This is a genomic window from Diaphorobacter aerolatus (assembly GCF_014489535.1).
GTDB classification, from domain to species: domain Bacteria; phylum Pseudomonadota; class Gammaproteobacteria; order Burkholderiales; family Burkholderiaceae_C; genus Diaphorobacter_A; species Diaphorobacter_A aerolatus.
This window is the reverse complement of sequence record NZ_CP060783.1, coordinates 2,912,230-2,936,388: the sequence shown is the minus strand read 5'-3', so window position 1 is coordinate 2,936,388 and position 24,159 is coordinate 2,912,230. Positions and strand designations below refer to the sequence as shown.

Annotated in this window: 15 protein-coding genes and 6 pseudogenes; 14 read left to right on the top strand and 7 right to left on the bottom strand. The window is 62.4% G+C overall.

Annotated elements, in window-relative coordinates; genetic code table 11:
• The first annotated feature begins 130 nt into the window (after positions 1-130).
• The 3 genes and pseudogenes from H9K75_RS13680 (at position 131) to rsmA (ending at position 4,868) form a co-directional block, all read left to right on the top strand.
• A complete protein-coding gene (locus H9K75_RS13680) occupies positions 131-2,542 on the top strand; it encodes an LPS-assembly protein LptD (RefSeq protein ID WP_187726042.1) in 2,412 nt (803 codons plus the stop codon).
• Positions 2,543-2,627: 85 nt separating this feature from the next.
• Complete coding sequence (locus H9K75_RS13675; protein WP_187723094.1) at positions 2,628-4,034, top strand: peptidylprolyl isomerase; 1,407 nt, start codon at positions 2,628-2,630, stop codon at positions 4,032-4,034.
• Between the two features lie 52 nt (positions 4,035-4,086).
• Positions 4,087-4,868, top strand: a pseudogene (gene rsmA, locus H9K75_RS13670) (16S rRNA (adenine(1518)-N(6)/adenine(1519)-N(6))-dimethyltransferase RsmA).
• Between the two features lie 273 nt (positions 4,869-5,141).
• Here the strand turns inward: rsmA and H9K75_RS13660 are convergent.
• Positions 5,142-5,570 (bottom strand): barstar family protein, encoded by a 429-nt coding sequence (locus H9K75_RS13660; RefSeq protein ID WP_187723093.1) that lies wholly within the window; start codon positions 5,568-5,570, stop codon positions 5,142-5,144.
• A gap of 142 nt (positions 5,571-5,712) precedes the next feature.
• Positions 5,713-6,061: pseudogene (locus H9K75_RS13655) on the bottom strand (ribonuclease domain-containing protein).
• On the opposite strand from H9K75_RS13655, the gene H9K75_RS23970 reads away from it, so the two are divergent.
• Positions 5,952-6,236, top strand: a complete 285-nt coding sequence (locus H9K75_RS23970) for a hypothetical protein (RefSeq protein WP_226858791.1) — start codon at positions 5,952-5,954, stop codon at positions 6,234-6,236. The pseudogene H9K75_RS13655 and the gene H9K75_RS23970 overlap by 110 nt on opposite strands.
• A 44-nt stretch (positions 6,237-6,280) precedes the next feature.
• On the opposite strand, the gene H9K75_RS13650 is transcribed toward H9K75_RS23970, so the two are convergent.
• The 4 genes and pseudogenes from H9K75_RS13650 to H9K75_RS13635 form a co-directional block, all read right to left on the bottom strand.
• Positions 6,281-8,590 carry an NADP-dependent malic enzyme gene (locus H9K75_RS13650; RefSeq protein ID WP_187723092.1) on the bottom strand — a complete coding sequence of 770 codons (2,310 nt, stop codon included), beginning with the start codon at positions 8,588-8,590 and terminating at the stop codon, positions 6,281-6,283.
• A gap of 240 nt (positions 8,591-8,830) precedes the next feature.
• Positions 8,831-10,091 (bottom strand): annotated as a pseudogene (locus tag H9K75_RS13645) (IS3 family transposase).
• Between the two features lie 559 nt (positions 10,092-10,650).
• Positions 10,651-12,167: pseudogene (locus H9K75_RS13640) on the bottom strand (CoA-acylating methylmalonate-semialdehyde dehydrogenase).
• A 183-nt stretch (positions 12,168-12,350) separates the two neighbouring features.
• A pseudogene (locus H9K75_RS13635) lies at positions 12,351-13,714 on the bottom strand (aminotransferase class III-fold pyridoxal phosphate-dependent enzyme).
• 138 nt (positions 13,715-13,852) lie between these two features.
• Between H9K75_RS13635 and H9K75_RS13630 the strand changes: the two are divergent.
• The 3 genes from H9K75_RS13630 to H9K75_RS13620 all read left to right on the top strand — a co-directional run bounded on the left by H9K75_RS13630 (position 13,853) and on the right by H9K75_RS13620 (position 16,697).
• Positions 13,853-14,833: a LysR family transcriptional regulator gene (locus H9K75_RS13630; protein WP_187723091.1), complete on the top strand. Its 981-nt coding sequence runs from the start codon at positions 13,853-13,855 to the stop codon at positions 14,831-14,833.
• Between the two features lie 195 nt (positions 14,834-15,028).
• On the top strand, positions 15,029-16,117 hold the full coding sequence (locus tag H9K75_RS13625) for a transglutaminase-like domain-containing protein (protein WP_187723090.1): 1,089 nt from the start codon (positions 15,029-15,031) through the stop codon (positions 16,115-16,117).
• A gap of 106 nt (positions 16,118-16,223) precedes the next feature.
• Positions 16,224-16,697: a TlpA family protein disulfide reductase gene (locus tag H9K75_RS13620; RefSeq protein ID WP_187723089.1), complete on the top strand. Its 474-nt coding sequence runs from the start codon at positions 16,224-16,226 to the stop codon at positions 16,695-16,697.
• A 16-nt stretch (positions 16,698-16,713) separates the two neighbouring features.
• Here H9K75_RS13620 and H9K75_RS13615 read toward each other — a convergent pair whose 3' ends face one another.
• Positions 16,714-16,893, bottom strand: coding sequence for a hypothetical protein (locus H9K75_RS13615; protein ID WP_187723088.1), 180 nt, complete (start codon positions 16,891-16,893; stop codon positions 16,714-16,716).
• 68 nt (positions 16,894-16,961) lie between these two features.
• On the opposite strand from H9K75_RS13615, the gene H9K75_RS13610 reads away from it, so the two are divergent.
• From H9K75_RS13610 to H9K75_RS13585, 7 genes and pseudogenes are all read left to right on the top strand, one after another.
• On the top strand, positions 16,962-19,220 hold the full coding sequence (locus H9K75_RS13610) for a type VI secretion system Vgr family protein (protein ID WP_187723087.1): 2,259 nt from the start codon (positions 16,962-16,964) through the stop codon (positions 19,218-19,220).
• 270 nt (positions 19,221-19,490) lie between these two features.
• Positions 19,491-19,595: pseudogene (locus tag H9K75_RS25190) on the top strand (DUF6531 domain-containing protein); the annotation flags it as partial.
• Positions 19,596-19,776: 181 nt separating this feature from the next.
• Positions 19,777-20,508 carry a hypothetical protein gene (locus H9K75_RS13605; RefSeq protein WP_187723086.1) on the top strand — a complete coding sequence of 244 codons (732 nt, stop codon included), beginning with the start codon at positions 19,777-19,779 and terminating at the stop codon, positions 20,506-20,508.
• Positions 20,509-20,669: 161 nt separating this feature from the next.
• A complete protein-coding gene (locus tag H9K75_RS13600) occupies positions 20,670-21,269 on the top strand; it encodes a hypothetical protein (protein ID WP_226858184.1) in 600 nt (199 codons plus the stop codon).
• Complete coding sequence (locus tag H9K75_RS13595; protein WP_187723084.1) at positions 21,266-21,922, top strand: RHS repeat protein; 657 nt, start codon at positions 21,266-21,268, stop codon at positions 21,920-21,922. The genes H9K75_RS13600 and H9K75_RS13595 overlap by 4 nt, the downstream gene beginning before the upstream one ends.
• The gene (locus tag H9K75_RS13590; RefSeq protein WP_187723083.1) at positions 21,922-23,553 is read left to right on the top strand and encodes an RHS domain-containing protein; all 1,632 of its coding nucleotides are present in this window, start codon (positions 21,922-21,924) and stop codon (positions 23,551-23,553) included. The genes H9K75_RS13595 and H9K75_RS13590 overlap by 1 nt, the downstream gene beginning before the upstream one ends.
• Entirely contained in the window at positions 23,550-24,152 is a 603-nt protein-coding gene (locus tag H9K75_RS13585; RefSeq protein WP_187723082.1) for an RHS repeat domain-containing protein, read from the top strand. The genes H9K75_RS13590 and H9K75_RS13585 overlap by 4 nt, the downstream gene beginning before the upstream one ends.
• Positions 24,153-24,159 lie beyond the last annotated feature (7 nt).

Sequence of the window (24,159 nt, the reverse complement as noted above, 5' to 3'; positions counted from 1 at the left end):
GGAGGCGCTCCCTGCCGAGCCCACTCCCTCCATCGTCAGGAGGCCCGAAGCGCGCAAGGCCGAGCAGGCCGTGGCGACGCCGGATTCGAAAAATCCCGACGCCGCCGCAACCGTGTCCACACCAGCCGCCATGCCCGTGCCTGCCCCTGCACCTGCATCAACTCCTGCACCTTCGCGCGCGGTGCCCGCGAGCACGGCCCAGACCACGCTGACGACGCAGCCGACCGAAGAGTCCGATCCGCTGCCCGTGACTTCGGGGCTGCCCGCGCCGACGCTACGCGCGTCCCCGATGCTGCAGGAAGACATCCCGACGGCGGTGCGGCCGCAGTTGCCGGTGTTCGTCACGGGCGATCAGGTCACCGGCCAGCCCGACATCAAGGCCGTGATCGACGGCCATGCGGAGCTGCGCCGGGGCGACACCGTCATCCGCGCCGATCGCATGGAATACGACGTGCCCGAAGACCGCGCGATGGCCGAAGGCAATGTGCACATCAACCGGGCCGGCAATATCTACCAGGGCACGATGCTGGATCTGAAGGTCGATGCGTTCTCCGGTTTCTTCAGCGACGCGCGCTACCGGTTTCTCGAAACCGGCGGCCACGGCGAGGCGTCGCGTGTCGATTTCATCGACAACGACAACTCCATCGTCCACAACAGCACGTACACGACCTGCGAGCGCACCAACGAAGCCAGTTGGCGGCCGGACTGGATTCTGCGGGCCCGCAAGATCACCCTGGATCGCGGCGAGGACGTGGGCGTCGCCGAAGACGGCGTGCTGGAGTTCAAAGGCATTCCGATCCTGCCGGTCCCGAGGCTGTCGTTTCCGCTGTCGGACAAACGCAAATCCGGTTTCCTGCCGCCGACCATCGGTCTGAGCAGCAACAGCGGCGTCGAGTACGAACAGCCGTATTACTGGAACATCGCCCCGAATCGCGATGCGACGATCACGCCGATACTGATGTCCCGCCGTGGGGCGGCGCTCGCGGGCGACTTCCGCTATCTGGAGCCGACCTATCGCGGCGAAGCGTCCGGGATGTACATGCCCAGAGACCAGTTGCGCGACCGTGACCGCTGGTCCTATGGGCTCAAGCACAACGGCCTGCTTGATTCGCCGATCGGCGGGCTCGGGCTGAACATCGACGTCAAGCGCGTCAGCGACGATGACTACTGGCGCGATTTTTCCCAGCGCACGAGCGCGGCTGGACTGGGCACGCAGCTCACGCAGCGCCTGCTGGCCGCAGATGCCTCGCTTGGGTGGACCAGGGCCGATCATTCGGTGTCGCTGCGTGCGCTCAAATGGCAGACGCTGCAGGACGTGTCGGCGCCGATCATGCCGCCTTATGACCGCCTGCCGCAACTGCACTATCGCTATTCGCCGCAGGATCTGGCGGGCGGCTTCGACTTCAGCGTCGATGCCGACTACACGAAATTCCGCGCGGATCGCAACTTCACGCGTCAACCGAATGCGGAGCGCTCGTTCGCGATGGCGCAGTTGAGCCGACCGTTTCTTGCTCCGGCGGGATTCGTGATTCCCAAGGTGATGCTCAACACCACGAACTACCAATTCGATTCGCAGCTCGTCAATGGCAGCACCAGCATGTCGCGCACCTTGCCGACCTTCAGCCTGGACAGTGGCCTGGTGTTCGAGCGCGACGCCAATTTCTTTGGCCGCAGCTTTCTGCAGACGCTCGAGCCGCGCGCGTTCTACACCTATACGCCGTATCGTGATCAGAGCATGCTGCCGATCTACGACACCGCGCCGAGCGACTTCAACTTTGCGTCGATTTATACGGAAAACGCGTTTGGCGGCAATGACCGTATCGCCGACAACAATCTGCTCACGCTCGGCGTGACCACGCGCCTGCTCGACGCCGATACCGGCGCGGAGGCGGCGCGGTTCGGCGTGGCGCAGCGCATCCGGTTCTCGGACCAGGACGTCACCATGCCGGGTGTCAATCCGGTGCGGGACCGCCTCTCGGATGTTCTCCTGGGCGCGGGCATCAACTGGACGCCGCAGTGGTCTCTCGACACCACGGTTCAGTACAACCCCAAGACCTCGCGCTCCACGCGCAGCACCATCGGCGCGCGCTACTCGCCCTCGAAGTACCACACGGTCAGCGCGGCCTACCGGCTGCAGAAGATCACCGACTCGATCACCGAGCCCAGCGAGCAGTTCGACATAGGTTGGCAGTGGCCGCTCAACGATCTGTGGGGTGACAAGGGCGAGCGCGTGCCCGGTGGCCCGGGCCGCTGGTACAGCGTGGGCCGCCTGAACTACAGCATGAAGGACAGCAAGTTCGTCGATACCATCGTCGGTTTCGAGTACGAGAGCTGCTGCTGGATCGGGCGCGTGGTGCTCGAGCGCTTGCAGAATTCGATCCGCAGTTCCAATACGCGGCTGATGTTCCAGGTGGAATTTCTCGGTTTTTCGCGCCTGTCGCTCGGATCGAACCCGCTGCAAAGCTTGCAGCGCAACGTGCCGCGCTACCAGATGCTGCGCCAGGATTCGGTGTCGCCGAGCCGTTTCAGCCAATACGATTGACCATGCAGCGGCAGCCCGACGCATCAGCGATTGAATGCCACGTGCCGCAAGGGGTGGAAATCACCCGTTTACCATTGAAGATGTCATGAAAATTCGCGCACTGACCTTGGGTCTCGTATCCGCCGCCGCCTTGTCCGCCGCCCTGTTGCCTCTGGGCGCGTCCGCGCAAGGCTTGCGGCCCGCAGGCACACCCCAGGCGCCGCGCCTGTCGCCCAGCGTGACGCTGCCACCGGCCAATACCAACGGTCGCGTCACGACGCGTTCGGCCGACTACATCGTCGCGGTGGTGAACTCCGAGCCAATCACCAACAACGACGTGCTGATCCGCATGGAGCGCGTGCGCGCCCAGGCACAGGCGCAGGGCGCGACCCCGCCGCCCGAGCGCGTTCTGGCCAAGGAGGTGCTCGAGCGTCTGGTGATGGAGAAGATCCAGCTGCAGAACGCCAAGGAAATGGGCCTCAAGGTGGACGACTACGCGGTATCCCAGGCCGTGAAGTCGGTGGCGCAGCAGAACAAGATCGCCGAGGAAGACATGTATCGCCGCCTCGCGCAGGACGGCATCACCCGCGAGCAGTTCCGTGCCGAGTTGCGCAACCAGATGCTGGTGCAACGCCTTCGCGAGCGCGAAGTGGATTCGCGCGTCAAGGTCTCGGAGGCCGACATCGACCAGCATTTGCGCGACCAGCGCGGTGCCTCCGCCAGCGCGGCAGCGAATGCGGAAATCAATCTGGGCCACATCCTGATCGCCGTGCCCGAGGGTGCTTCGGCCGATCAGGTGCAGGCGCAGAAGGCGAAGGCCGATCAGCTCGCGGGCGAGATTCGCGACGGCAAGGATTTCTTCGAGGTGGCCCGCGCATCGTCCAATGCGGCCGATGCCGCGCAGGGCGGGCTGATGGGTTTGCGTCCTGCGGATCGCTACCCGGAGCTGTTCGTCTCCGCCACGCAGAAGGCTGCGGTCGGCAGCGTCGTGGGTCCGATCCGCTCGCCCGCGGGGTTCCACATTCTCAAGGTGGTGGATCGCTCGCTCACCGGTGTGCCGACCGTAGCGGTGCAATCGCACGTGCGCCACATTCTCCTGCGCATGAACGCCAAGATGTCCGAGCAGGAAGCCGCGCAACGTCTTGAGGACTACCGCCGCCGCGTGGAAAGCGGACAGGCCACGTTCGAGTCGCTGGCCCGCGAACATTCGCAGGACGGCAGCGCGCAGAACGGCGGTGATCTGGGCTGGGCGGGTTCGGGCCGCTATGTGCCGGAGTTCGAGCAGGTCGTCGAATCGCTGCAGCCCGGTCAGATGAGCCAGCCGTTTCTCTCGCGTTTCGGCATGCACCTGATCCAGTTGATCGATCGCCGCGAAGTCAAGCTGACGCAGCGCGAACAGCGCGAGATGGTTCGCGACGTGGTGCGCGAGAAGAAGCTCGAAGAAGCCTACACGCACTGGGTGCAGGAGGCCCGTTCGAGGGCCTACGTGGAATTCCGCGAACCGCCGCAATGAACAATCCCAGGATCGCGTATTCGAATGGCAGCACCGGCTGCCAATTTTCATTATGAGCAAGCACATTCCGCGCAAACGCTTCGGCCAGCATTTCCTGAGCGATACCTACATCATCGAGTCCATCGTCAGCGGCATCGCGCCCGTGGCCGGCGAGCCGATGGTGGAAATCGGCCCGGGTCTGGCGGCGCTCACCCAGCCACTCGTGGAGCGCCTCGGGCACCTCACCGTAATCGAGCTCGACCGCGATCTGGCGCAGCGCCTGCGCGGGCACGGACAGCTCACCGTGGTCGAATCCGACGTGCTGCGCGTGGACTTCCGCAAGCTCGCCGCCGACATGAAGGTGCCCAAGGTGCGTGTCGTGGGCAATCTTCCCTACAACATCTCCACGCCCATCCTGTTTCACCTGCTCGACTATGTCGATGTGATTCAGGATCAGCACTTCATGCTGCAAAAGGAGGTCATCGACCGCATGGTCGGTACGCCCTCGTCGGGCGACTACGGTCGCTTGTCGGTGATGCTGCAGTGGCGCTACGAGATGGAGAACTTCCTGTTCGTGCCCCCGGAAGTTTCGACCCGCCGCCGCGCGTGAACAGCGCCGTGGTGCGCATGGTTCCGCGCGCCAATCCCGCGCCGGTGGACGTGAAACTGATGGAGGAGATGGTGCAGGTGGCCTTTTCCCAGCGGCGCAAGAAGCTGCGGCACACGCTGGGCGCGTGGCTTCAGGCGCGCGGATTCACCGGGGAGTTCGATGTGCAGCGGCGCGCCGAGGAAGTGCCGGTGGAGGACTATGTGCGGTTGGCGCTCGAGTTGAAACCGCCCGCACCGCATTCCTGACGGCGCTGAGGTCGCAGGCAACAAAAATCGCGTCGATTGCGATGAATGGACGCGATTTTCGTTGGGCTTTTCAGGCCGCCGCCAGCCAGTAGGTGGCGTTGAACGGACTGCTCATGCGCAGGGCCTGCGGCGAAACGTCCACGATCTTGTCGGTGGGCATTTTCTCGCCGCTGGATGTATCTACTACGATTTCAATAGCAGGAGAGCGCCGACGAGGTGCGGCGGCTTCGGCCACGTTGGCCCGTTCCACTTGGCCTGAGGTTGCAGAACGGGCTACAGAAAAGAATAGAAACAGCGGAATGCCACCTTGCGGTCGGCCCAGTAGTCGGCAGCGTCGCGGAAGATGTCCAGGAGCTGCTCGCGCGCTTCCTTGTCGAACTTCGGCGTGGTGGGTATCTGCTCGAGCACCACGATGAACCCGGGCTGCGGCCCCGACTTGTGCAGCGGATCGGTCATGCAGTCGTACAGCGCATCGAAATTCTTGCCGAAGTGCGCCGGGAACATGAACTGCTGGGCGATCAGGTCGAGAATGTCCTGCTTGGACTGGGCATGCGCCAGATTGGCGTACAGGAAGTGGTTGCCCATCGCCTGGGCTGCGGTCTGCAGATCCTGGATGCGATAGGCGCGGATGGACTGGACGATATTGGGACGAACACCGCGCAGCAGCGTACTGTCCTGATCGTGACGAAGTGGCATTTCCATCTCCGTTGCTCTTTCTTGTTGGATATCCACAAAAGATGAATGTTTCGGTTCAATTCGGGGAACGCGGAATTGTCGGCCCATAACCGGCTCTCGCCAAGGGTCAGTTCCCTACAGGGTGCGCATATTGGCGACAGGTCGACTTTTATTCCTTGATCTCTCGGAAACTCGCGTAGTGATCGTTGGTGTAGTAGCAAGCGTCGGGAACCCGGGGTGGCCCCCGCAGACGATGCGCCGAGCCCCCGATTGCGGGCTCCAGGCGTTTTGACGGTGTACTCACGGTAGTAACCACGCCGCGCCCTGGGAAGCTGGCGCTCGTAGTTACCAAAAATCGAACCGTCCTTGTCCTGCGCAAACGGACCGCCATCCTTGATCAATGCATAGGTGCTGCGCGCCTCGCGCGGCAATTCGGCAACTGCAATGGGGATGGAGACCGGATCAGCGGTGTTCTGGCGCGCGAGCGAAGTGGCCGGAGCCCAGACGGGCACCGTCATCAACAAAGCGTACGCCAAACCTGCCAAACCAGTTCTGAGACCGGTTCCATGCGCCGATACGGCGACAGCTTTCAACATCAACGACACCTTTCGAAAACTACGGGTTTACCCGGAATTTCGAGGCAATAGTTTGACTCAAACACCCGCAAAAAGCAAGGGACTGCTCAAAAATTGAGCAGTCCCTTGTATGAGCAGGTTCTGACAAGGCGAGCCTGGTGGCTAGCGCGCGGCGTTTGCGTCGGCCACCGTCAGGGCCGTCATGTTCACGATCCGGCGCACCGTGGCACTCGCCGTGAGGATGTGCACCGGCTCGGCCGCGCCCAGCAGTACGGGGCCGATGGCAATGCCGCCGCCCGCGGCGGTCTTGAGCAGGTTGTAGGAAATATTGGCGGCGTCGATGTTGGGCATCACCAACAGGTTTGCGTCGCCCGATAGCGTGCTGTGCGGCATGATGGACGCGCGTGACTTGGCGTCCAGCGCCACGTCGCCGTGCATCTCGCCATCGACCTCCAGCCATGGCGCCTGGATCTTGAGGATTTCCAGCGTTTCCCGCATTTTTACTGCGCTCGGATGGTTGCTCGATCCGAAATTGGAATGTGACAACAACGCGGCCTTGGGCTTGATGCCAAAACGCATCATTTCTTCGGCGGCCATCACGGTGATCTCGGCAAGCTGGGCGGCGGTCGGGTCGTAGTTGACGTGCGTGTCCACCAGGAACACCTGGCGATCCGGCAACAGCAGGCCGTTCATGCAGGCATAGGTGTTGCAGCCCGCGCGCATGCCGATCACCTGATCGATGTAGTTGAGGTGATGCGCGGTAAAGCCCCAGGTGCCGCAGATCATTCCGTCCACTTCGCCCTTGTGCAGCAACATGGAAGCAATCAGCGTCAGGCGGCGTCGCATTTCGATCTTGGCGACCGGGGCGGTGATGCCCTTGCGTTCCGTCATGCGGTGGTAGGTCTGCCAGAAGTCGCGGTAGCGGTGATCGTCCTCGACGTTCACCACATCGTAGTCCTGGCCTTCCTTGAGGCGCAGGCCGAATTTCTCGATGCGCTGGGCAATGATGGCGGGACGGCCGATCAGCGTGGGGCGCGCGACGTTCTCATCGGCCACGATCTGCGCCGCGCGCAGCACGCGTTCTTCTTCGCCTTCGGCGTAGGCAATGCGTTTCTTCGCGGCCGCTCGCGCGGCGGTGAAGATCGGCTTCATCGTCGTGCCCGAGGCGTAGACAAATGTCTGCAGGTGGTCGCTGTATGCGTCCATGTCCTCGATCGGGCGCAGGGCCACGCCGCTGTCGGCCGCGGCCTTGGCAACCGCCGGAGCGATCTTCATCATCAGGCGCGGGTCAAACGGCTTGGGAATCAGGTATTCACGACCAAATGCCAGTTGTTCGCCCACATAGGCGGCGGCGACCACCTCGCTTTGCTCGGCCTGCGCCAGCTCGGCGATTGCGTGCACGGCGGCGATTTCCATCTCGGTCGTGATGGTCGTCGCACCGCAATCGAGCGCACCGCGAAAGATGTAGGGGAAGCACAGGACGTTGTTGACCTGGTTCGGATAATCGGTGCGGCCCGTGGCGATGATCGCGTCGTCGCGCACGGCCTTCACGTCCTCGGGCGCGATTTCGGGATTCGGATTGGCCAGCGCGAAGATCAGCGGATTGGCCGCCATCGTCCTGACCATGTCCTGCTTGAGCACGCCGCCCGCCGAGAGACCGAGGAACACGTCGGCGTCAACGATCACCTCCGCAAGTTTGCGCAGCGGCGTGTTCTGCGCGAAGAACGCCTTGTCCTCGTCCATCAGCTCGGTGCGGCCTTCGTAGACCACGCCCGCAATGTCGGTCACCCAGATGTTCTCGCGCGGCATGCCGAGCTTGATCAGCAGACCCAGGCACGCGAGCGCCGCAGCACCTGCGCCCGAGGCCACGAGCTTGACGCTCTTGATGTCCTTGCCCGCAACCTTCAGGCCATTGATGATGGCCGCGCCCACGGTGATGGCCGTGCCGTGCTGGTCGTCATGGAAGACCGGAATCTTCATGCGCTCGCGCAGCTTGCGCTCCACATAGAAGCAGTCGGGTGCCTTGATGTCTTCGAGATTGATGCCGCCGAACGTCGGTTCGAGCGCGGCGATGATTTCCACGAGCTTGTCCGGGTCCTTCTCGTCGATCTCGATGTCGAACACATCGATGCCGGAGAATTTCTTGAACAGCACGGCCTTGCCTTCCATGACCGGCTTGCCGGCCAGCGCGCCGATGTCGCCCAGGCCCAGCACCGCCGTGCCGTTGGTGACCACGCCCACCAGATTGCCACGCGCCGTGTAGCGGAATGCGTTGTTCGGGTCCTTGACGATCTCTTCGCAGGGGGCCGCCACGCCGGGCGAATAGGCCAGCGCCAGATCGTGCTGGTTGATCATCTGCTTGGTCGCAGCAATCGTGATCTTGCCGGGCTTCGGAAACTCGTGGTATTCAAGCGCCGCTTTGCGCAACTGAGCGCGTTTATCAACAGGGGTCGGGGCCGTATTCTCGGACATCAAGAGTCTCCAGCGAAGGCAAAGCTGAGGGCGGAATTTAATGATCTGTGTCAGCCGTCAGCATGAACAGGGGAGCCGATTGTAGGCCGCTTGCCCGTCTCCTGCTCGGGGCGGACTATGCCGAGAGCCTCCGGGGGCTGTGGATATTCTTGAGCTGTTTTTGTTTTGGGGACGGTTTTTGTGCTGCTGGCCGGGATTGCGCCCGGCGGCGCAGTACCTTTTTGTCTGACCCGTCCTAAATTACGTTGACACTTTAGACGGTTGAACATTCCGGAGTAATTCGGCCATAGACGCCCGGTGCACAGCATTGGGCGTCTGCATTTTCAGCGATGTGTGCAGTCTCTCGCAGTTGTATATCTGCACGGACTCCTTCACCATTCGCCTGGCCTGGGCCAGATCGGCTGGCCTTTGAAGTAGTAACTCACCTTTCAGGATTCCGTTGACCCGCTCGGCCAGTGCATTCTGGTAGCAGTCGTAGCCATCGGTCATCGAGCACGTCACCCCGTGACGCTTGTGCAACTCCTGGTAGTAGTCTGCGCAGTATTGAATGCCTCTGTCCGAATGATGCGTCAGTGGTTGCTGGCTTTGTCGTGCTTTCAATGCGTTCTTGAACGCCTGCGCCACTTCCTGCGTCTGCAGGCTTGCGTGGACATGCCAGCCCACGATCTTGCGTGAGTAGGCGTCTGTGATCAGGCTCAGGTAGACGAACTTTCCCTGCGTGGGCAGGTAGGTGATGTCCGCCACCCAGACTTGCTCGCTTCTTGTGGCCTGCTCCTGCTGTGGCCCGCCTTGAGCAGGTTCGGGTGGCGCCTGAAGCGATGATGGCTGTGAGTTGTCTTGTGATAGGCCCGCTTTGGCGCAACAAGCATTCTGGCGTTGCGCAGCACATCAAACAGCGCGTCCCGTCCCATCGCTATACCCGCCTTCTGTAGCGGAACCTCCAGCATTTTCTGGAGCTTGCGCGTGCCCACCCGGGGTTGGCGCATGCGCTCGTGTTCAACAAGTTGCACGACCGTCTGGGCCTGGTTCATGCGCGCGGCGTGGCGCTGGCAGCCCTGGTAATGCGCCTGACGGCTCATGCCCATGTGTTGGCAAGCTCTGCTCACACTCAGTCCTTGGACGAGTTTTTCCTGGAGAACTTGCCCAAAGGCTTTTTTACGACACGCACTCCGTAGTCTTTGCGAAGCACATCGATCACTGCTTCAAACAATTGCGCCTTCTGCTGAGAATCCTTGAGCTGTACTTCAAGCTCCTTGATCCGTTGCTCAGGCGTGAGTGGCTGAGGTTCTTTATCTATCCGCATGGCAGCAGATGATGCACCAACACTCCAGCCCAGTCGCCCGTGTTTGCGCAACCACACCAACACGGTCGATCTCCCCTGAATGCCGTATTTGCTTTGCGCTTGTCTGTATGTCAGCTCGCCTTTTTCTACCTGCTCCACCACCGCCAGCTTAAAAGCCAGCGTGTAGTCGCGCTGCGTACGTTTGATCTCTGATTCCATCTCGCTTGCCTTTTTTGCAAGTCCAAGGTGTCAACTTTATTCAGGACGGGTCAGTCTTGCCAAAAAGGCACCAAAAAGCGCTTTGAATACCTGCGGCAGAACTCGCTTCGTTCCTTCGTCACTTCGCTCGGACAACCGCCGCAAGTCAGCTGGAAAGAGGTGCGTTCGGCACGTCGCTGCGCTCGTGCCGGGTTTGAGTTGCGTGGAGGCGTTGGTGCCCGCTACTGCACGAGCGCAGCGAAGTGCCGACTCCCGCCCTCTGACCACGCCTGGGGCGAGGCGGTTGTGCGGTGGCTGTTGCGTCAAGTGACGCAACAGCTTCAATGTCTAGCTCACGGCAATTGTTTGAGCGGAGAGCCGCAGGCTCGCAGCGAGTTTTGCCGTGCACCGCACGACCGTCTCGCCCCAGGTCGCCCCTCGCAACGCGAGGGGTCGTGGACAGCGGGCTCAACTTTCTTTGATTACTTTCTTTTTTGACAAAAGAAAGTAATTCGCCCGCCGGGGCGAGACCCGGCCAGCAGCATTCAAACAGCAGCAATCAACAACAAATAAACAAAAACTACTTGCTGCTAGGAAAGCTGAACATAGCCCCTCCCGCACCCCGGCCGAAGGCCAACGCTGCGTAATCGTCTTGCGCTTCGTGTAAAAGCGCACAGCATCCGGTCCATAGGCGTGCAGATCGCCGAACAGTGATCGCTTCCACCCTCCAAACGAGTGGTAAGCCACGGGCACGGGAAGTGGCACGTTCACGCCCACCATGCCGACCTGGATGTGGTCGGTGAAGTAGCGCGCGGCTTCGCCGTCGCGGGTGAAGATGCAGGTGCCGTTGCCGTACTCATGGTCGTCGATGAGCTTCATGGCTTCCTGCAGGTTCTTCGCGCGCACCACGCCGAGGACCGGGCCGAAGATTTCTTCCTGATAGATCTTCATGCCGGGCTTGACGTTGTCGAACAGGCAGGCGCCGAGGAAGTAGCCGTCTTCGTGGCCCGCCACCTTCACGCCGCGTCCGTCCACGACGAGTTTTGCGCCTTCGGCGACACCGGCATCCACATAGCCTTTGACCTTCTCGAAGTGCTGTCGGGTGACCAGGGGGCCCATGTCGTTGCTGTTGTCGGTGCCGGGGCCGACCTTCATCTTTTGGATTTCGACCTTGAGGCTGTCGATCACCTTGTCTGCGGTTTCATCGCCGATGGCCACGACCAGCGGGATCGCCATGCAGCGCTCGCCGCAGCTGCCATAGGCCGCGCCCATGAGCGCGGTGACGGCGTTGTCGATGTCGGCGTCAGGCATGACGATGGCGTGGTTTTTTGCGCCGCCAAGGGCCTGCACGCGCTTGCCGTGCTTGCAGCCTTCGGAATAGATGTATTCCGCAATCGGAGTGGAGCCCACGAAGCTCACGGCCTTCACGCGTGGGTCTTGCAGCAGCGTGTCGACCGCAACCTTGTCACCGTTGACCACGTTGAGCACGCCCGGCGGCAGACCGGCTTCGAGCGCGAGTTGTGCGATGAGCATGGTGCTCGACGGATCGCGTTCCGAAGGCTTGAGCACAAAGGTGTTTCCGCAGGCCACGGCCATGGGCCACATCCATAGCGGCACCATCGCCGGGAAGTTGAACGGCGTGATGCCTGCCGTGACGCCCAGGGCCTGGAACTCGCTCCAGCTGTCGATGCCGGGTCCGACGTTGCGGCTGTGCTCGCCCTTGAGCAGTTGCGGCGCATAGCTTGCATATTCGACGTTCTCGATTCCGCGCTGCAATTCGCCCTGCGCGTCGGCCAGTACTTTACCGTGTTCGGCGGTGATGAGTTCGGCAATCCGGTCGGCGTTTTCTTCGAGCAGGACTTTCAGCTTGCTCATCACGCGGGCGCGCTTGAGCGGAGGGGTGTTGCGCCAGGCGGGAAAAGCCTTTTCGGCGGAGGCAATGGCTTCTTCGACCGTGGCCTTGCTTGCGAGGGCGACGTTGATGCTTGACTGGCCGGTGGCGGGGTTGAACACGGGTTGTGTGCGTGCCGTGTCTGCAATGATCTTGCCATCGATCAGATGGCCCACGGTAGAAGTAACGTTCTTGTCGTTTTTCATGGTTTATGTCCTCGCTGGAAGCCACACGGCTTCAGTTCATGATTTGTTGGGAGTCATTGGGGTGGTGGTATCGGGCGCTGCGCTGATCGCGTAGCTCCTTGCTTAATACCTGATCCATTCAAACCGGATCGGTTTGACAACAATCGGCTACCGCCGGGTTGGTGGCGGTAGCGGGTTGGTGGTTCAGCCCACCGACGGGATGGTTTCGCCGAGTGCGTTGATCAGGCGATCGATCTCGGCGCGCTCGCTGATGAAGGGAGGAGCCAACTGGATGGTGTCTGCGCCGTAGCGCACGTAGAAGCCCAGCTCCCACATTTTCATGGCGATTTCATAGGGGCGCCTGGCGGGCTCGCCCGGTGCGTGCTCGATGGTGAGGCCAGCGGCCAGTCCGTAGTTGCGGATGTCGGCGACGTGTTTCGTGCCCTTGAGGCCGTGCACGGCATTCTCGAAGTACGGTGCCAGCGCCTTCACGCGGCCCGGGCCGTCTTCCTGTTCGAGCAGGTCGAGCGCGGCGATACCGGCGGCGCAGGCGATCGGGTGCGCGGAGTAGGTATAGCCATGCGCGAACTCGAGCATGTACTCGGGCCACCGGCTGCCATGAATGTGTCGTAGATGTCCTTGGTCACGACGCAGCCGCCCAAGGGCTGCGAGCCGTTGGTGACCTGCTTGGCGAAATTCATGATGTCGGGCACCACGCCGAATGCGTGCGCGCCGGTCATTGCGCCGCAGCGGCCAAAGCCGGTGATGACCTCGTCAAAAATCATCAGAATGTGGTTCTGCGTGCAGATCTCGCGAATGCGTTCGAGGTAGCCCTTGGGGGGAATCACCACCCCGGCGGAGCCCGCAAACGGCTCGATGATCACGGCTGCCACGTTGCTGGCGTCATGCAGCGCGATGATGTCCAGCAGCTTGTCGGCCAGTGCGCGTCCGCCGTCCTCGGCCATGCCCTTCTGGAACGTGCCTGCCGGTGGCTGGGTATGCGGCATGTGGTCGGCCGCAATGCCTTGGCCGTACATCTTGCGGTTGCCACCGATGCCGCCCACCGAGATGCCGCCAAAGTTCACGCCGTGGTAGCCTTTTTCGCGGCCGATCAGCACGGTCTTGCTGCCCTGGCCCTTGAGCCGCCAGTAGGCGCGCGCCATCTTGAGCGAGGTGTCTGCGGCTTCCGAGCCCGAGCCCGTGAAGAACACGTAGTCGAGGCCCTGGGGCGTGATCTCCTTGATCTTGTTGGCGAGCGCGAATGAAGCGGGGTGACCGAACTGGAATGCTGGCGCGTAGTCGAGTTGCAGCGCTGCCTTGCCGATGGCGTCGGCGATCTCGCGGCGACCGTGGCCGAGACCCGTGCACCACAGGCCAGAGAGGCCGTCGAATATCTTGCGGCCCTTGTCGTCATGCAGATAGGCCCCTTCGGCGCCGACGATCATGCGCGGGTTGGCCTTGAAGTTGCGATTGCCGGTGAACGGCATCCAGTGGGCATCGAGCCACGCGGCATCGGTGCGGACTGCGCTGTCGGCGCTGGCGGGATTGGCGACGGTGGTGAGGCTCATGAGTGTCTCCGGCTTGGGTCGTGCAGGACGTGGATGGGTTCGGGAAATCGGCGCACTTTGGCAGTGCGGCGCCAGTGCATTGTTGAGGCGATGGATAATCCCGTAAATAGAGCAATATCACTGTTTACTTGAGGTTTTATGCAAGTAAAAAAACGCCCCGTCAAAACGCCGGTTTCGAGAGCCCCAAAGACCCCACCCGCGACCCGCAATCGCGCGGTGCTCGGGCAGCTCAGCGACATGGATCTGCGCCTCTTGCAGGTGTTCAAGGCGGTGGTGGAGTGCGGCGGCATGTCGGCGGCGGAGCTGGAGCTCAACATCGGCACCAGCACCGTGAGCCGCCATGTGAAGGATCTGGAGACGCGCCTCGGCCTCACGCTGTGCCGCCGGGGCCGAGCGGGTTTTGCGCTGACCGCCGAGGGCCAGCGCGTCTACGAGGAAACGCTGCGCCTGCTGTCGTCCGTGCGCGGCTTTCGCGACGGCATCGACGACATCCACGCGCGCATGGGCGGCCAGCTCGCGGTGGCGGTGTTCGACAAGACGGCCAGCAATCCGGCCGCGCGCATTGGCGAGGCCATCGGTGCGTTCAACAGTCTGGCGCCCGACGTGCATCTGCAACTGCATGTGGGCTCGATCAACGAGATCGAGCGCGGCGTGATGGATGGCACCTTCCAGATCGGCATCATTCCCACGCACCGCAGTTCGCAGAGCCTGGTCTACCACCGGCTGTTCGGCGAGACCATGCAGCTCTACTGCGGTGCGCAGCATTCGCTGTTCGATGCCGACCATGAGGGGCTCGATTGGGACTCGGTTCGCGCCCATGCCTTTGCCGGACTTGGGTATCACTCCCCCAACATGGAGTTCACACACCAGGCGCGACTTTCGCGTGCCGCGACCGGCTTTGATCAGGAGTCGATTGCCACGTTGATCCTCTCGGGCCGCTACCTCGGTTTTCTGCCGGTGCACTACGCAGGGCATTTTGAATCGCAGGGGCTGATGCGGGCCGTGCACCCGCAACTGCTTAACTACCATTGCGATTTCGTGAGCCTGGTGCGCAAGTCGCCAGAGCCGAGCCGCGCGGCCGCCGCGTTTGCGAAATGCCTGGTGGATGCGCATCCCTGAGGTGACCGGCGGTTTTCGTCATTGCGAGGGACAACGCCTGCGGCACGCGGAAGTGATAGGATTTGCCCACTCTTGCAGGTCCTGCAGTGTCGCCCGGGAACTTCGCGATGTCGCGCCGATGCGCACGCGTTTTCCGGGCAAATTCGCAAGAGACCGAGATCAACCGTCCCCGTTTTTTGCGAAAGTCCCAACGCCATGCAGCGCCGTCACTTCCTTTCCCTGTCCACCCTCGCGGCCACTGCCGGTGGATTTCAGAACGTGTTCGCCGCACCGGATGCGCTCGCGGGTTGGCGTCAGTACGAAGTCGTCACCAAGGTGAACGTCGCCGAACAGACGGCGCTGTCGCGCCTGTGGATTCCCGTGCCGCTGGCGACGCTGGACAACTATCAGCGCACGCTCGACGTGAACTTCAACGCCCCCGGTGCCGAAAGCGCGCGCATGCTCACCCTGCCCGGCAGCGACGTGCGCATGGTGGCCGTGAAATTTGCTGATGCGGGCGCGCCGCAGTCCGTCGAGATCGTGAGCCGCGTTGCCACGCGTGATCGCGCGGTCGATCTGGGCAGCAGCGGACATGGCGGCAGCACCTCGGCCACGTCGCTGCGCCCCTATCTGCAGGCGACATCGCTGGCACCGCTCGACGGCATCGTCAAGGAAACGGCCGACAGAATCCAGGCCGAAGCCGGGCACCCCAAGGACACCGTCGCCAAGGCGCGTGCGATCTACGAATGGATCGTCGAAAACGCCAAGCGCAATCCGGCCACGGCGGGCTGCGGCACGGGCGACGTGAGCTACACGCTCACCTCGGGCAACCTCTCGGGCAAGTGCGCCGATCTCAACGGACTGTTCACCGCGCTGGCCCGCGCCACGCGGATTCCGGCACGCGACGTCTACGGCGTGCGCGTCGAAGATTCCTCACGCGGCTTCAAGAGCCTTGGCAAGAGCGGCGACATCTCCAAGGCCCAGCACTGCCGCGCGGAGTTCTATGCCGACGGTCACGGCTGGATTCCGGTCGATCCGGCCGATGTCGCCAAGGTCATGCTCGAAGAACAACCGGGCGGCCTGCCCAAGGACGCGCCCAAGGTGCGAGCCGCCCGCGCCATGCTGTTCGGCGCCTGGGAGGGCAACTGGATGGCCTACAACACCGGCGCCGACGTGCGCCTGCCGGGCTCCAATCGCACCGAAGGCTTTTTCATGTATCCGCAGGGCGAGACCGCCAACGGTCGCCTGGACAGCCTCGACCCGGCCCATTTCGCCTACACCATCACCTCGCGCAAGCTGGCCTGACGGCGATGAAGAGGCAAGCGCATATGGATCGACGCGACTGCCTGCGCGCCATGGCGGCCCTCGCGACGCTTTCGGGCTGGGTGCCGCAACGCCCACGGCACTCGCCGTGCAACCAACGGACGCGCAGGAGGCCAGCGGCGGCAAACTCCGTCCCTGGAAGAAGGGCGCGACACCCGCGCTGCTCGCAACCTCCATGGAAGGCAGCAAGCGCACGCTGCAGGACTATCTCGGCAAGCCGCTGATCCTGAACTTCTGGGCGTCGTACTGCGGCCCGTGTCGTCTCGAGATGCCAGCGTTCAACATGCTGATGGATCTCTACAGCGACAAAGGTCTGCGCGTGCTGGCGGTCAACCATGGCGAGATGCCCGCGCGCATTCTGCAATTCCTGAAGGCTGTGCCGTTCAACGGCGAAGTGCTGCTCGATCGCAGCCAGACACAGATGAAGGCATGGAGCGCCTACGCGCTGCCAACCAGCTTCGTCATCGACGCCAAGGGACAGGTGCGGTTCTGGCACGTTGGAGAAATCGACTGGAGCGAGCGGGATGCGCAGGCGAAAATTCAGCAGGTGATTGAGGGCTGAGGATAGTCTGACGAACTCATCCATCCCCCAAAATTTGAAACGCACTACTTCCCGAATCTTCAATCCGAGTCTTCAAGGTATCGAATGCGGCCCAAACTGGCAATTTCAGAGCCTTGCTTTTGCCTGCGCGCATTGCCACGGTCTTGCGAGCATCCGCAATCTTGTCAGCCCCTTGATAGCCCGCCTGACCGATCATTGAAATTTCTTGCCCTTTGGGTATCATTTGCTTAATTAATTAAAAGTCAGTGACAAAAGGAGGAATCAATGGCGAATCGCACCTTCATCGCGCACAGTCCGCTGGGCGAGGAACTGGAATTCCGCTCATTGGAGGGCAATGAGCAGATCTCGCGATTGTTTGAATACCGGGTTCGTCTGATCAGCCAGAATTCGTCGATTGCCGCCAGGAGTTTGCTGGGCAAGGACATGAGCATCGAGATCGATCTCACGACGGAAACTGCAGGGAGTGGCAAGCGATTTCTCTCGGGACAGGTGACGCAGTTTTCCTATATTGGAAAGGACGGCGACCATTTTGCATATGAGGCCCTGCTACGCCCCTGGCTCTGGCATGCCACACGTCGCTCGGACTTCAAGATCTTCCAGTTCAAGAAGGTGCCGGACATCATCAAGGAAGTGCTGGGTCCCTACGGTTTCACCATTGATGACCGGCTCGTCGGCAGCTATCGCGCGTGGGACTATATGGTCCAGTACGGCGAGACTGATTTCAATTTCATCTCGCGCCTGCTTGAAGCCGAGGGCGGCTATTTCTTCTTTGAGCACAGCATGGGAAGCCACAAGCTGGTGCTGGCGGATGACATCGGAAGCCACGGCCCTCTTCCCAACGGACCGGCCACCATTTCCTATTACCCCGGCAACCGGGCTGCGAACATTCACAGCGTCGACTTCATTGACGATTGGCGCTTTGCCGAAGATATCGCTTCCGGCCACTTCGCATCGGATGACTACGACTTCGAAAAACCCAAGGCCTTGCTCGAGACGCGCCAGCAGCAGCCCGCAGGCCACCCCGAGGACAGTCGCGAACTCTACGACTGGCCGGGTGGCTACACCGATGCGGGCGACGGCGAGAACTACGCACGCGTGCGCATCGAGCAGCAAAAGGCCCAGCGCGAAGTCGCCCAGGGCGAAGGCAATGCGCGCAACATCGCACCAGGCTACCTGTTCACCTTCAGCAAATACCCGAGAGCCGACCAGAACAAGGAATATTTGATCGAGTCGGCGTATTACCGCTTTGAAGAGAACGTGCGCCGAAGCGACGGCGCGGGAGGCTCGGGCGCTGCCAAGCGCGCGGGCATCGACAGCCCGACCACGTACCGCATCAGCTTCAGCGTCATCCCCAAATCGGTTCCATATCGCAGCCAGCGCACGACCCCCAAGCCCCACACCACAGGCCCGCAGACGGCGGTCATCACCGGCCCCGCAGGCGAAGAAATCTACACCGATAAGTATGGCCGCGTGAAGGTGCAGTTCCACTGGGACCGCTACGGGAAGAACGACGAGAACTCGAGCTGCTGGATTCGCGTGAGCCAGACCTGGGCGGGCGCGAACTACGGCTCCATGCACATCCCGCGCATCGGGCAGGAAGTGATCGTGGATTTTTTGAACGGTGATCCGGACTACCCGATCATCACGGGCCGGGTCTACAACGCCATGCAGATGCCGCCGTGGGATTTACCTGCCAACAAGACGCAGTCGGGCATCAAGACCCGCTCCAGCCTGGGTGGTGCGGGCGGCGCGGGCATGAAGAACGGTGCGGGCGATGCCAACGCGCTGCGCTTTGAGGACAAGAAGGGTGAGGAACAACTGTGGCTGCATGCGCAGAAGGACCAGCTCACCGAGGTCGAGCACGACGAGGACAAGTGGGTGGGCAACGACCGGCGCAAGGTGATCGACCGGGATGAGTTCAACACGATTCACCGCGACCGCACGGAGATCGTGGATCGTAACGAGAAGATCAATGTGCACGGGTGGCGCACCGAGGAAGTGGATCTGGATGAGACCATCACGATTCACGGCAACCGCACGGAAGTGGTGGACAAGAACGAGACCCTCACGGTGCACAAGAGCCGCACGCGTACCGTGGATCACAACGAGGATGTGACGGTCAGGAAGAGCCGCACGAAGACGGTCCTCAAGAACGAGACGGACGAGATCAAGAAGAAATGGGATATCACGGTAGGCCAGATGCGGATGGAGAAGGTGGGGCTGCTCTCCACCTTCAACGTCGGGCTGGTGCACTCCGAGAACGTGGGCTTGCTGCACAGCTCGATCGTGGGCGGCAAGCGCATTGAGGTCAGTGGCGTGGACAAGACCGAGGTGGTCAATGGCCCCCGCACCACCACCGTCAAGAGCGACACGGTGACGGTGGAGGAGACGCAGAAGATCACGGCCAAGAAAATCGAGATCACGGCCTCGCAAGAAATCCTGCTGACCTGTGGCTCAAGCAGCATCCGCCTGAATAAAGACCTGATCCGCATCCTGTCGGACTTGGTGCGCATCAACTGTTAGGGCGGGCATCCCGGTATTGCTTTTTGGAAAGCACGATCAGAAAAAAATTGGAGGGAAGGTCTTCATGACAGGAAAGCCAGCGGCACGCATAGACGACAAGGTTGCGTATTCACGCATTGTGACGGGCTCACTCACGGTACTGATAGGAACCCAGGGGGTGTGGCCTGCTCGGTGTGTCCGGGGGCGTTGCCAAGGGCAGCCCGGTCAATCCCCAGCTGGGCGCGAAGGTGCTCTCGGGGCGTCTGATCTTGACTTTGCGCTGCCCGGGCCATGCCGCTGGTGTGGCAGCGCCAGTACAGCAGCTATGTGAACGCAGAGCAAGGGGGGTACTGCGGCGTGCTGGGTTACGGCTGGAGCGCGCCGCTGGAGCTGCGCCTGACGGTGCAGGCCGGCGCCACGTTGCTGCACGACAGCCAGGGGCGCACCATCACGTTTGATGCGCTGGCGCCAGGCGAGTCGCTCTACAGTCCCAGCGAAGACATCTGGCTGCTGCGCACGGGGATGCACCCGGGCAACCTGGCGCAGGAGCTGGCCTCGCTCACTGGCGGGGCGCGGTTTGCCCTGGACGCGGGCAGGACGCGGGCAGGCTTCGGTTGCGGCTTCGGCTGTCGGCACCGCTGCGCTTGCAGACCAGCAGGCGCCCGCCTGGTGGAGAGACCGCTTTGCGTGGATCAGTCGCGAGATGGCCTGCGCAAGTCATCTCATTTTTGCCGCCAACGGGGGTGGCGACACGCTGTGGGTGTTTGCTCCCGCGAACTGGCAGGCGATGGAGGCTGCGCGCAGGGCTGCGCAGACGCACCCGGCCACGCAGCTGCCTGCGCCCGATGCGGGCTGGGTGCTGCTGGGCAAGCTGGAGAGCCTTGGCCGCACGCAGCGCTACCACTGGGCAGAGGTGCTGGGGCAATCGCGCATCACCGGCATCGACGATGGCGTGGGGCGCCACTACCAGTTGCACTACAGCCGGGTCAGCGCAGCACAGGACGCCCGGCACTACGGGCGCGAGGGTAGTCACTTTCACTGGCAGGCGGACAGCGGCGTGCGCCTGATGCGCATTGAGCTCAGGCGCGATCCTGCGCTTCCCCTGCAAACCGGCGCTCTCGCGCAGTCGATCGATCTCGTCAGCTACGCCTACAGCGCGGAGGGCGACCTGGTTGCCGTGAAGAACCGCCACGGGGACACAGTGCGCCGGTTTGCCTGGCGCAACCACCTGATGGTCTTTCATCAGGAAAAAAGCGGGCCCGAGCACCGCTACGCCTACGACCGCTATGAGCCTGGGGCAAGGCGGTAGAGCAAAGCAACCAGGAGGGCATCGACTACCGCTTTGACTACCGCGCGCTACCCGAAGCCGATGGACAGCCGCGCCGGGCCTGCATCGTCACCGACAGCCTGGGGCGCGTTGAGACCTACATCTTCCAGGGCGAAGCGGGCCTGTCGCGGCTGACCGAGCATGTGCGCGCCGATGGCAGCACCGTGAGGCGAAGCTACAACCAGTACGGGCACCTCACGGGCGTCACGGACCCGCTGGGGCGCAGCGTGCGCATGCAGGTGAGTCCCCTGGGGCAACTGCTGTCCACCCAGGGGCCCGATGGCAGCACCAGCAGCCAGACCTACGAGGAGGGTAGTGGGCTGCTGCAAAGCACCACCGATGCGGCCGGGCGCACGATCCGCTACGGATATGACCGCCTGGGCCGCCTCACGCAAATCATCCTGGCAGATGGCAGCGCCGAGCACTATCACTACCCGGACATTGCCAGTGCGGCAGCGGAGCCTGCCACGCGCCTGAACGCAGACAAACCCGTTCGCATCACCGATGCCAGGGGTGGAGACAAGCACATTGCCTATACCGCGGCGGGGCAGGTGGCAAGCTACACCGATTGCTCCGGGCAGAGCACCCGCTACGAGTACGACCGCTGGGGCAGGAGCACGGCGGTGGTGAACGCGCTGGGTGAGCGCGTACGCTACCAGTACAGCGACAGGGACCAGTTGCAGGCCGTGCACTACGCCGACGGCAGCTCAGAGCACTACGAGTACGACGCCCGGGGCAGGTGAGCCAGGTGCGCGCGGGGCAGGATGACAAGCGCAGCGCAGATGTGTACAGCGTGGAGGGGTACAGCGCAGAGGGCCGCAGCAGAGCGCCCGCCAGCACGACGGCGGCCTCGGTCAGCATGGAGTACGACCTGTGGGGACGGCTCACGCGGCGCAGCCACGCGGGCCACAGCCTGGCCTTCGCCTATGACGTGGCCGGACGCCTTGCGCTGCTGACCAACGAGAACGGTGAGCACACCCGCTTCGAGTGGGACGTGATGGACCGTCTGGCAAGGGAGACCGGCTTTGATGCCCGGGTGCAAAGCTACCGCTACGATGCAGCCGGGCAGCTCACGCACTCGGCAGACGGCTGGGAGGCGCAGCAGGGCCTGGCAAGCCACACGAGCCACTACGAGTGGAGCATCACGGGGCAGCTCATTGCAAGGCATCTGCCGCCAAGCGAGCTCGTGCCCGCGACCACGCACCGCTACCAATGGGGCAAGGCAGGCGAGTTGCTGCAAGCAAGCGTCTGGCATGAAGCGCCAGAAGCCGGGGCGCAACTGCAAAGCCAGGCCATCATCGAGCGCGATGTGGCGGGCCGGGTCACAGGCGAGATCCAGCGCCTGTACAAACACACCTCCCCTCCAGAGCCACGACCCACAACGGCGCCGGTGTGATGGACCCTCCTGCCGCCGGGCCGGAGATCGAGTTCGAACACCGCATCAGCCATCGCCTGGATGTGCTGGGCAACCGGCAAGCGAGCCAGTTGCAGGGTCTGGGCGAGGTGGGCTACCTGCTTTATGGTTCGGGCCACGTGCACGGCATCACCTGGCAAGGCGAGAGCCTGGTGGACCTGGAGCGAGATGCGCTGCACCGCGAGGTCAGACGCCAGTTGGCGAGCACCACGGCCGAGCCTTTGATCCGCCAGCTGGGCTGGGACAGCGCCGGGCGCCTGACATCCATGCAGTGGGCGGCTTTGCGCAAGGCGCGGGCCTGCCTGACATGCTGGACAGCCTGCCGGGGGCAGCCCCGTCCACAGCGCAGGCCTCGCCCAGCCCGCAAGGCCCCCACAGGCCGTGCTCGGGCGCTGGCGTCCCGGCACTACCACTACGACAGCCTGGGACAGATGGTGGGCATCCAGAGCCCGGCGGGCATGAGCCGCTTTGCCTACGACGCGGCAGGCCGCCTCACAGGTGCAGACACCCCGCAGGCGGGCCAGCAGCGCTGGAGGTTCGACCCGGCGGGCAACCGCCTGCCCATTGCAGAGCCGGCAGGCAACCCCGGGGCGGGCGATGTCATCACGGGAGCGCTGAACGAAACAGACCGCCAAAGGACGCAGCAAAGAGCGGGCCGCGAGGCAACGCCGGTCAGCCGCGAGCAGATGGCGCGCAGCGACTACAACGCCCTGCAGGGCAAGCCGGAGCAAGGGGGACACCTGGAGGACTGGGCCGCCACCGCGAAGTGGCACGGCAACCGTGTGGGCTACTACGAGAACAGCGAAGATGCGAGCAGCGAAGGCGCCAGGATTCACTACCGCTACGACAGCCGGGGCAACCGCACTGAAAGCGTGCAGGGCATGGCAGGAAAAGCGCGCCGCAAGATGGAGCTGGCCTACGACAAGGGCAACCAGCTGGTGCAAGTCGTGGTTCACGAAAAAGATGATGGTGAAGAGGAAGAAGGCACACAGCTCACCCAGCGCTACCGCTATGACGCGTTTGGCAGGCGGCTGGCCAAGTACAGCAATGCGGGCAACACAGGCCATGCGAGCAACTTGGGTCACATGGGCCACAAGGATGCGGGCGAAGAAAGCGGGACAACCGATTACTTTGGCTGGGACGGGGACCGGCTGGTGCATACCGAGCGGCTCAACCATGGCAATGCCCGGGACATCAACGGGCAGAGCCAGCCGGAGATCGTGCACACGGTGTACGAGCCGGGCAGCTTTACACCGCTGGTGCAGTTGCGCCGGGCTGCCAGAGCAGCGCCAGGCATGGCCGACGACCTGATTGCCCACCTCCCCGCTGGCATGGCGCGGGACGCCTTGCGCGCCATGCTCACGGATATCAATGCGACCAGCGCGCTCCTCAACGAGCGCATAGTCGGGCTGGGCATGGCCGCTGACGCGCAAAGCTTCATCAACGCGCAGCGCCAGGAGTTTGAAGAGACGGCACGCAGCGAGCGGCAGGAGAATGCCAAAAGCGTGGAAGTGCGGCACTACCTGTGCGACCATCTGGGAACGCCCAATGCGCTCTTCAGCAGCGAAGGACAAGTGGAGTGGGCTGCGACGCTGGATGCTTGGGGAACGTGAAAGACGAATACAGTCCGAAGCGCCTGTATCAGCCTATTCGGCTACCTGGGCAGCATGAGGATGACCTCACCAATTTTTATTACAACAGGCATCGATATTATGATGTTGCGGTGGGCGGTTATATAAATCATGACCCAATAGGAAATGCAGGAGGCATAAATCTCTGGCTCTATTCTGGCAACCCACTCAAATGGATCGATCCTTATGGGCTCGCAACACAGGCGGGCCCGAATGTATGTGTGGCTGATCCTATTACAAAACAGAATGTCGGTCGATTCATTGTTGACTCGCGAGGAAATATCGTTGCAGAACCAGTAGGTGGTAAAACAATCCCGTATCCACCATCAAATCCATCTAGCCCTGATACGCACACTTTGTATTCAAACGGGTCTAATGCATACAGGCTGAATCCGCAAGGTCACTCAAACGATCCAACCCCACATGGCCATGCTCATCTACCTGGGAGTGGCGCGGGCAGAAAAGGTCAAGGTGCATCGCTTGATGTAAATGGTCAACAAGTGCCTGCTAATAGTGCAGGGGCTCACATTGCGTTGAAATCGTTCGCTGTACTCGATGCGCTACGGGATTGCTTCAGATGACACGCCT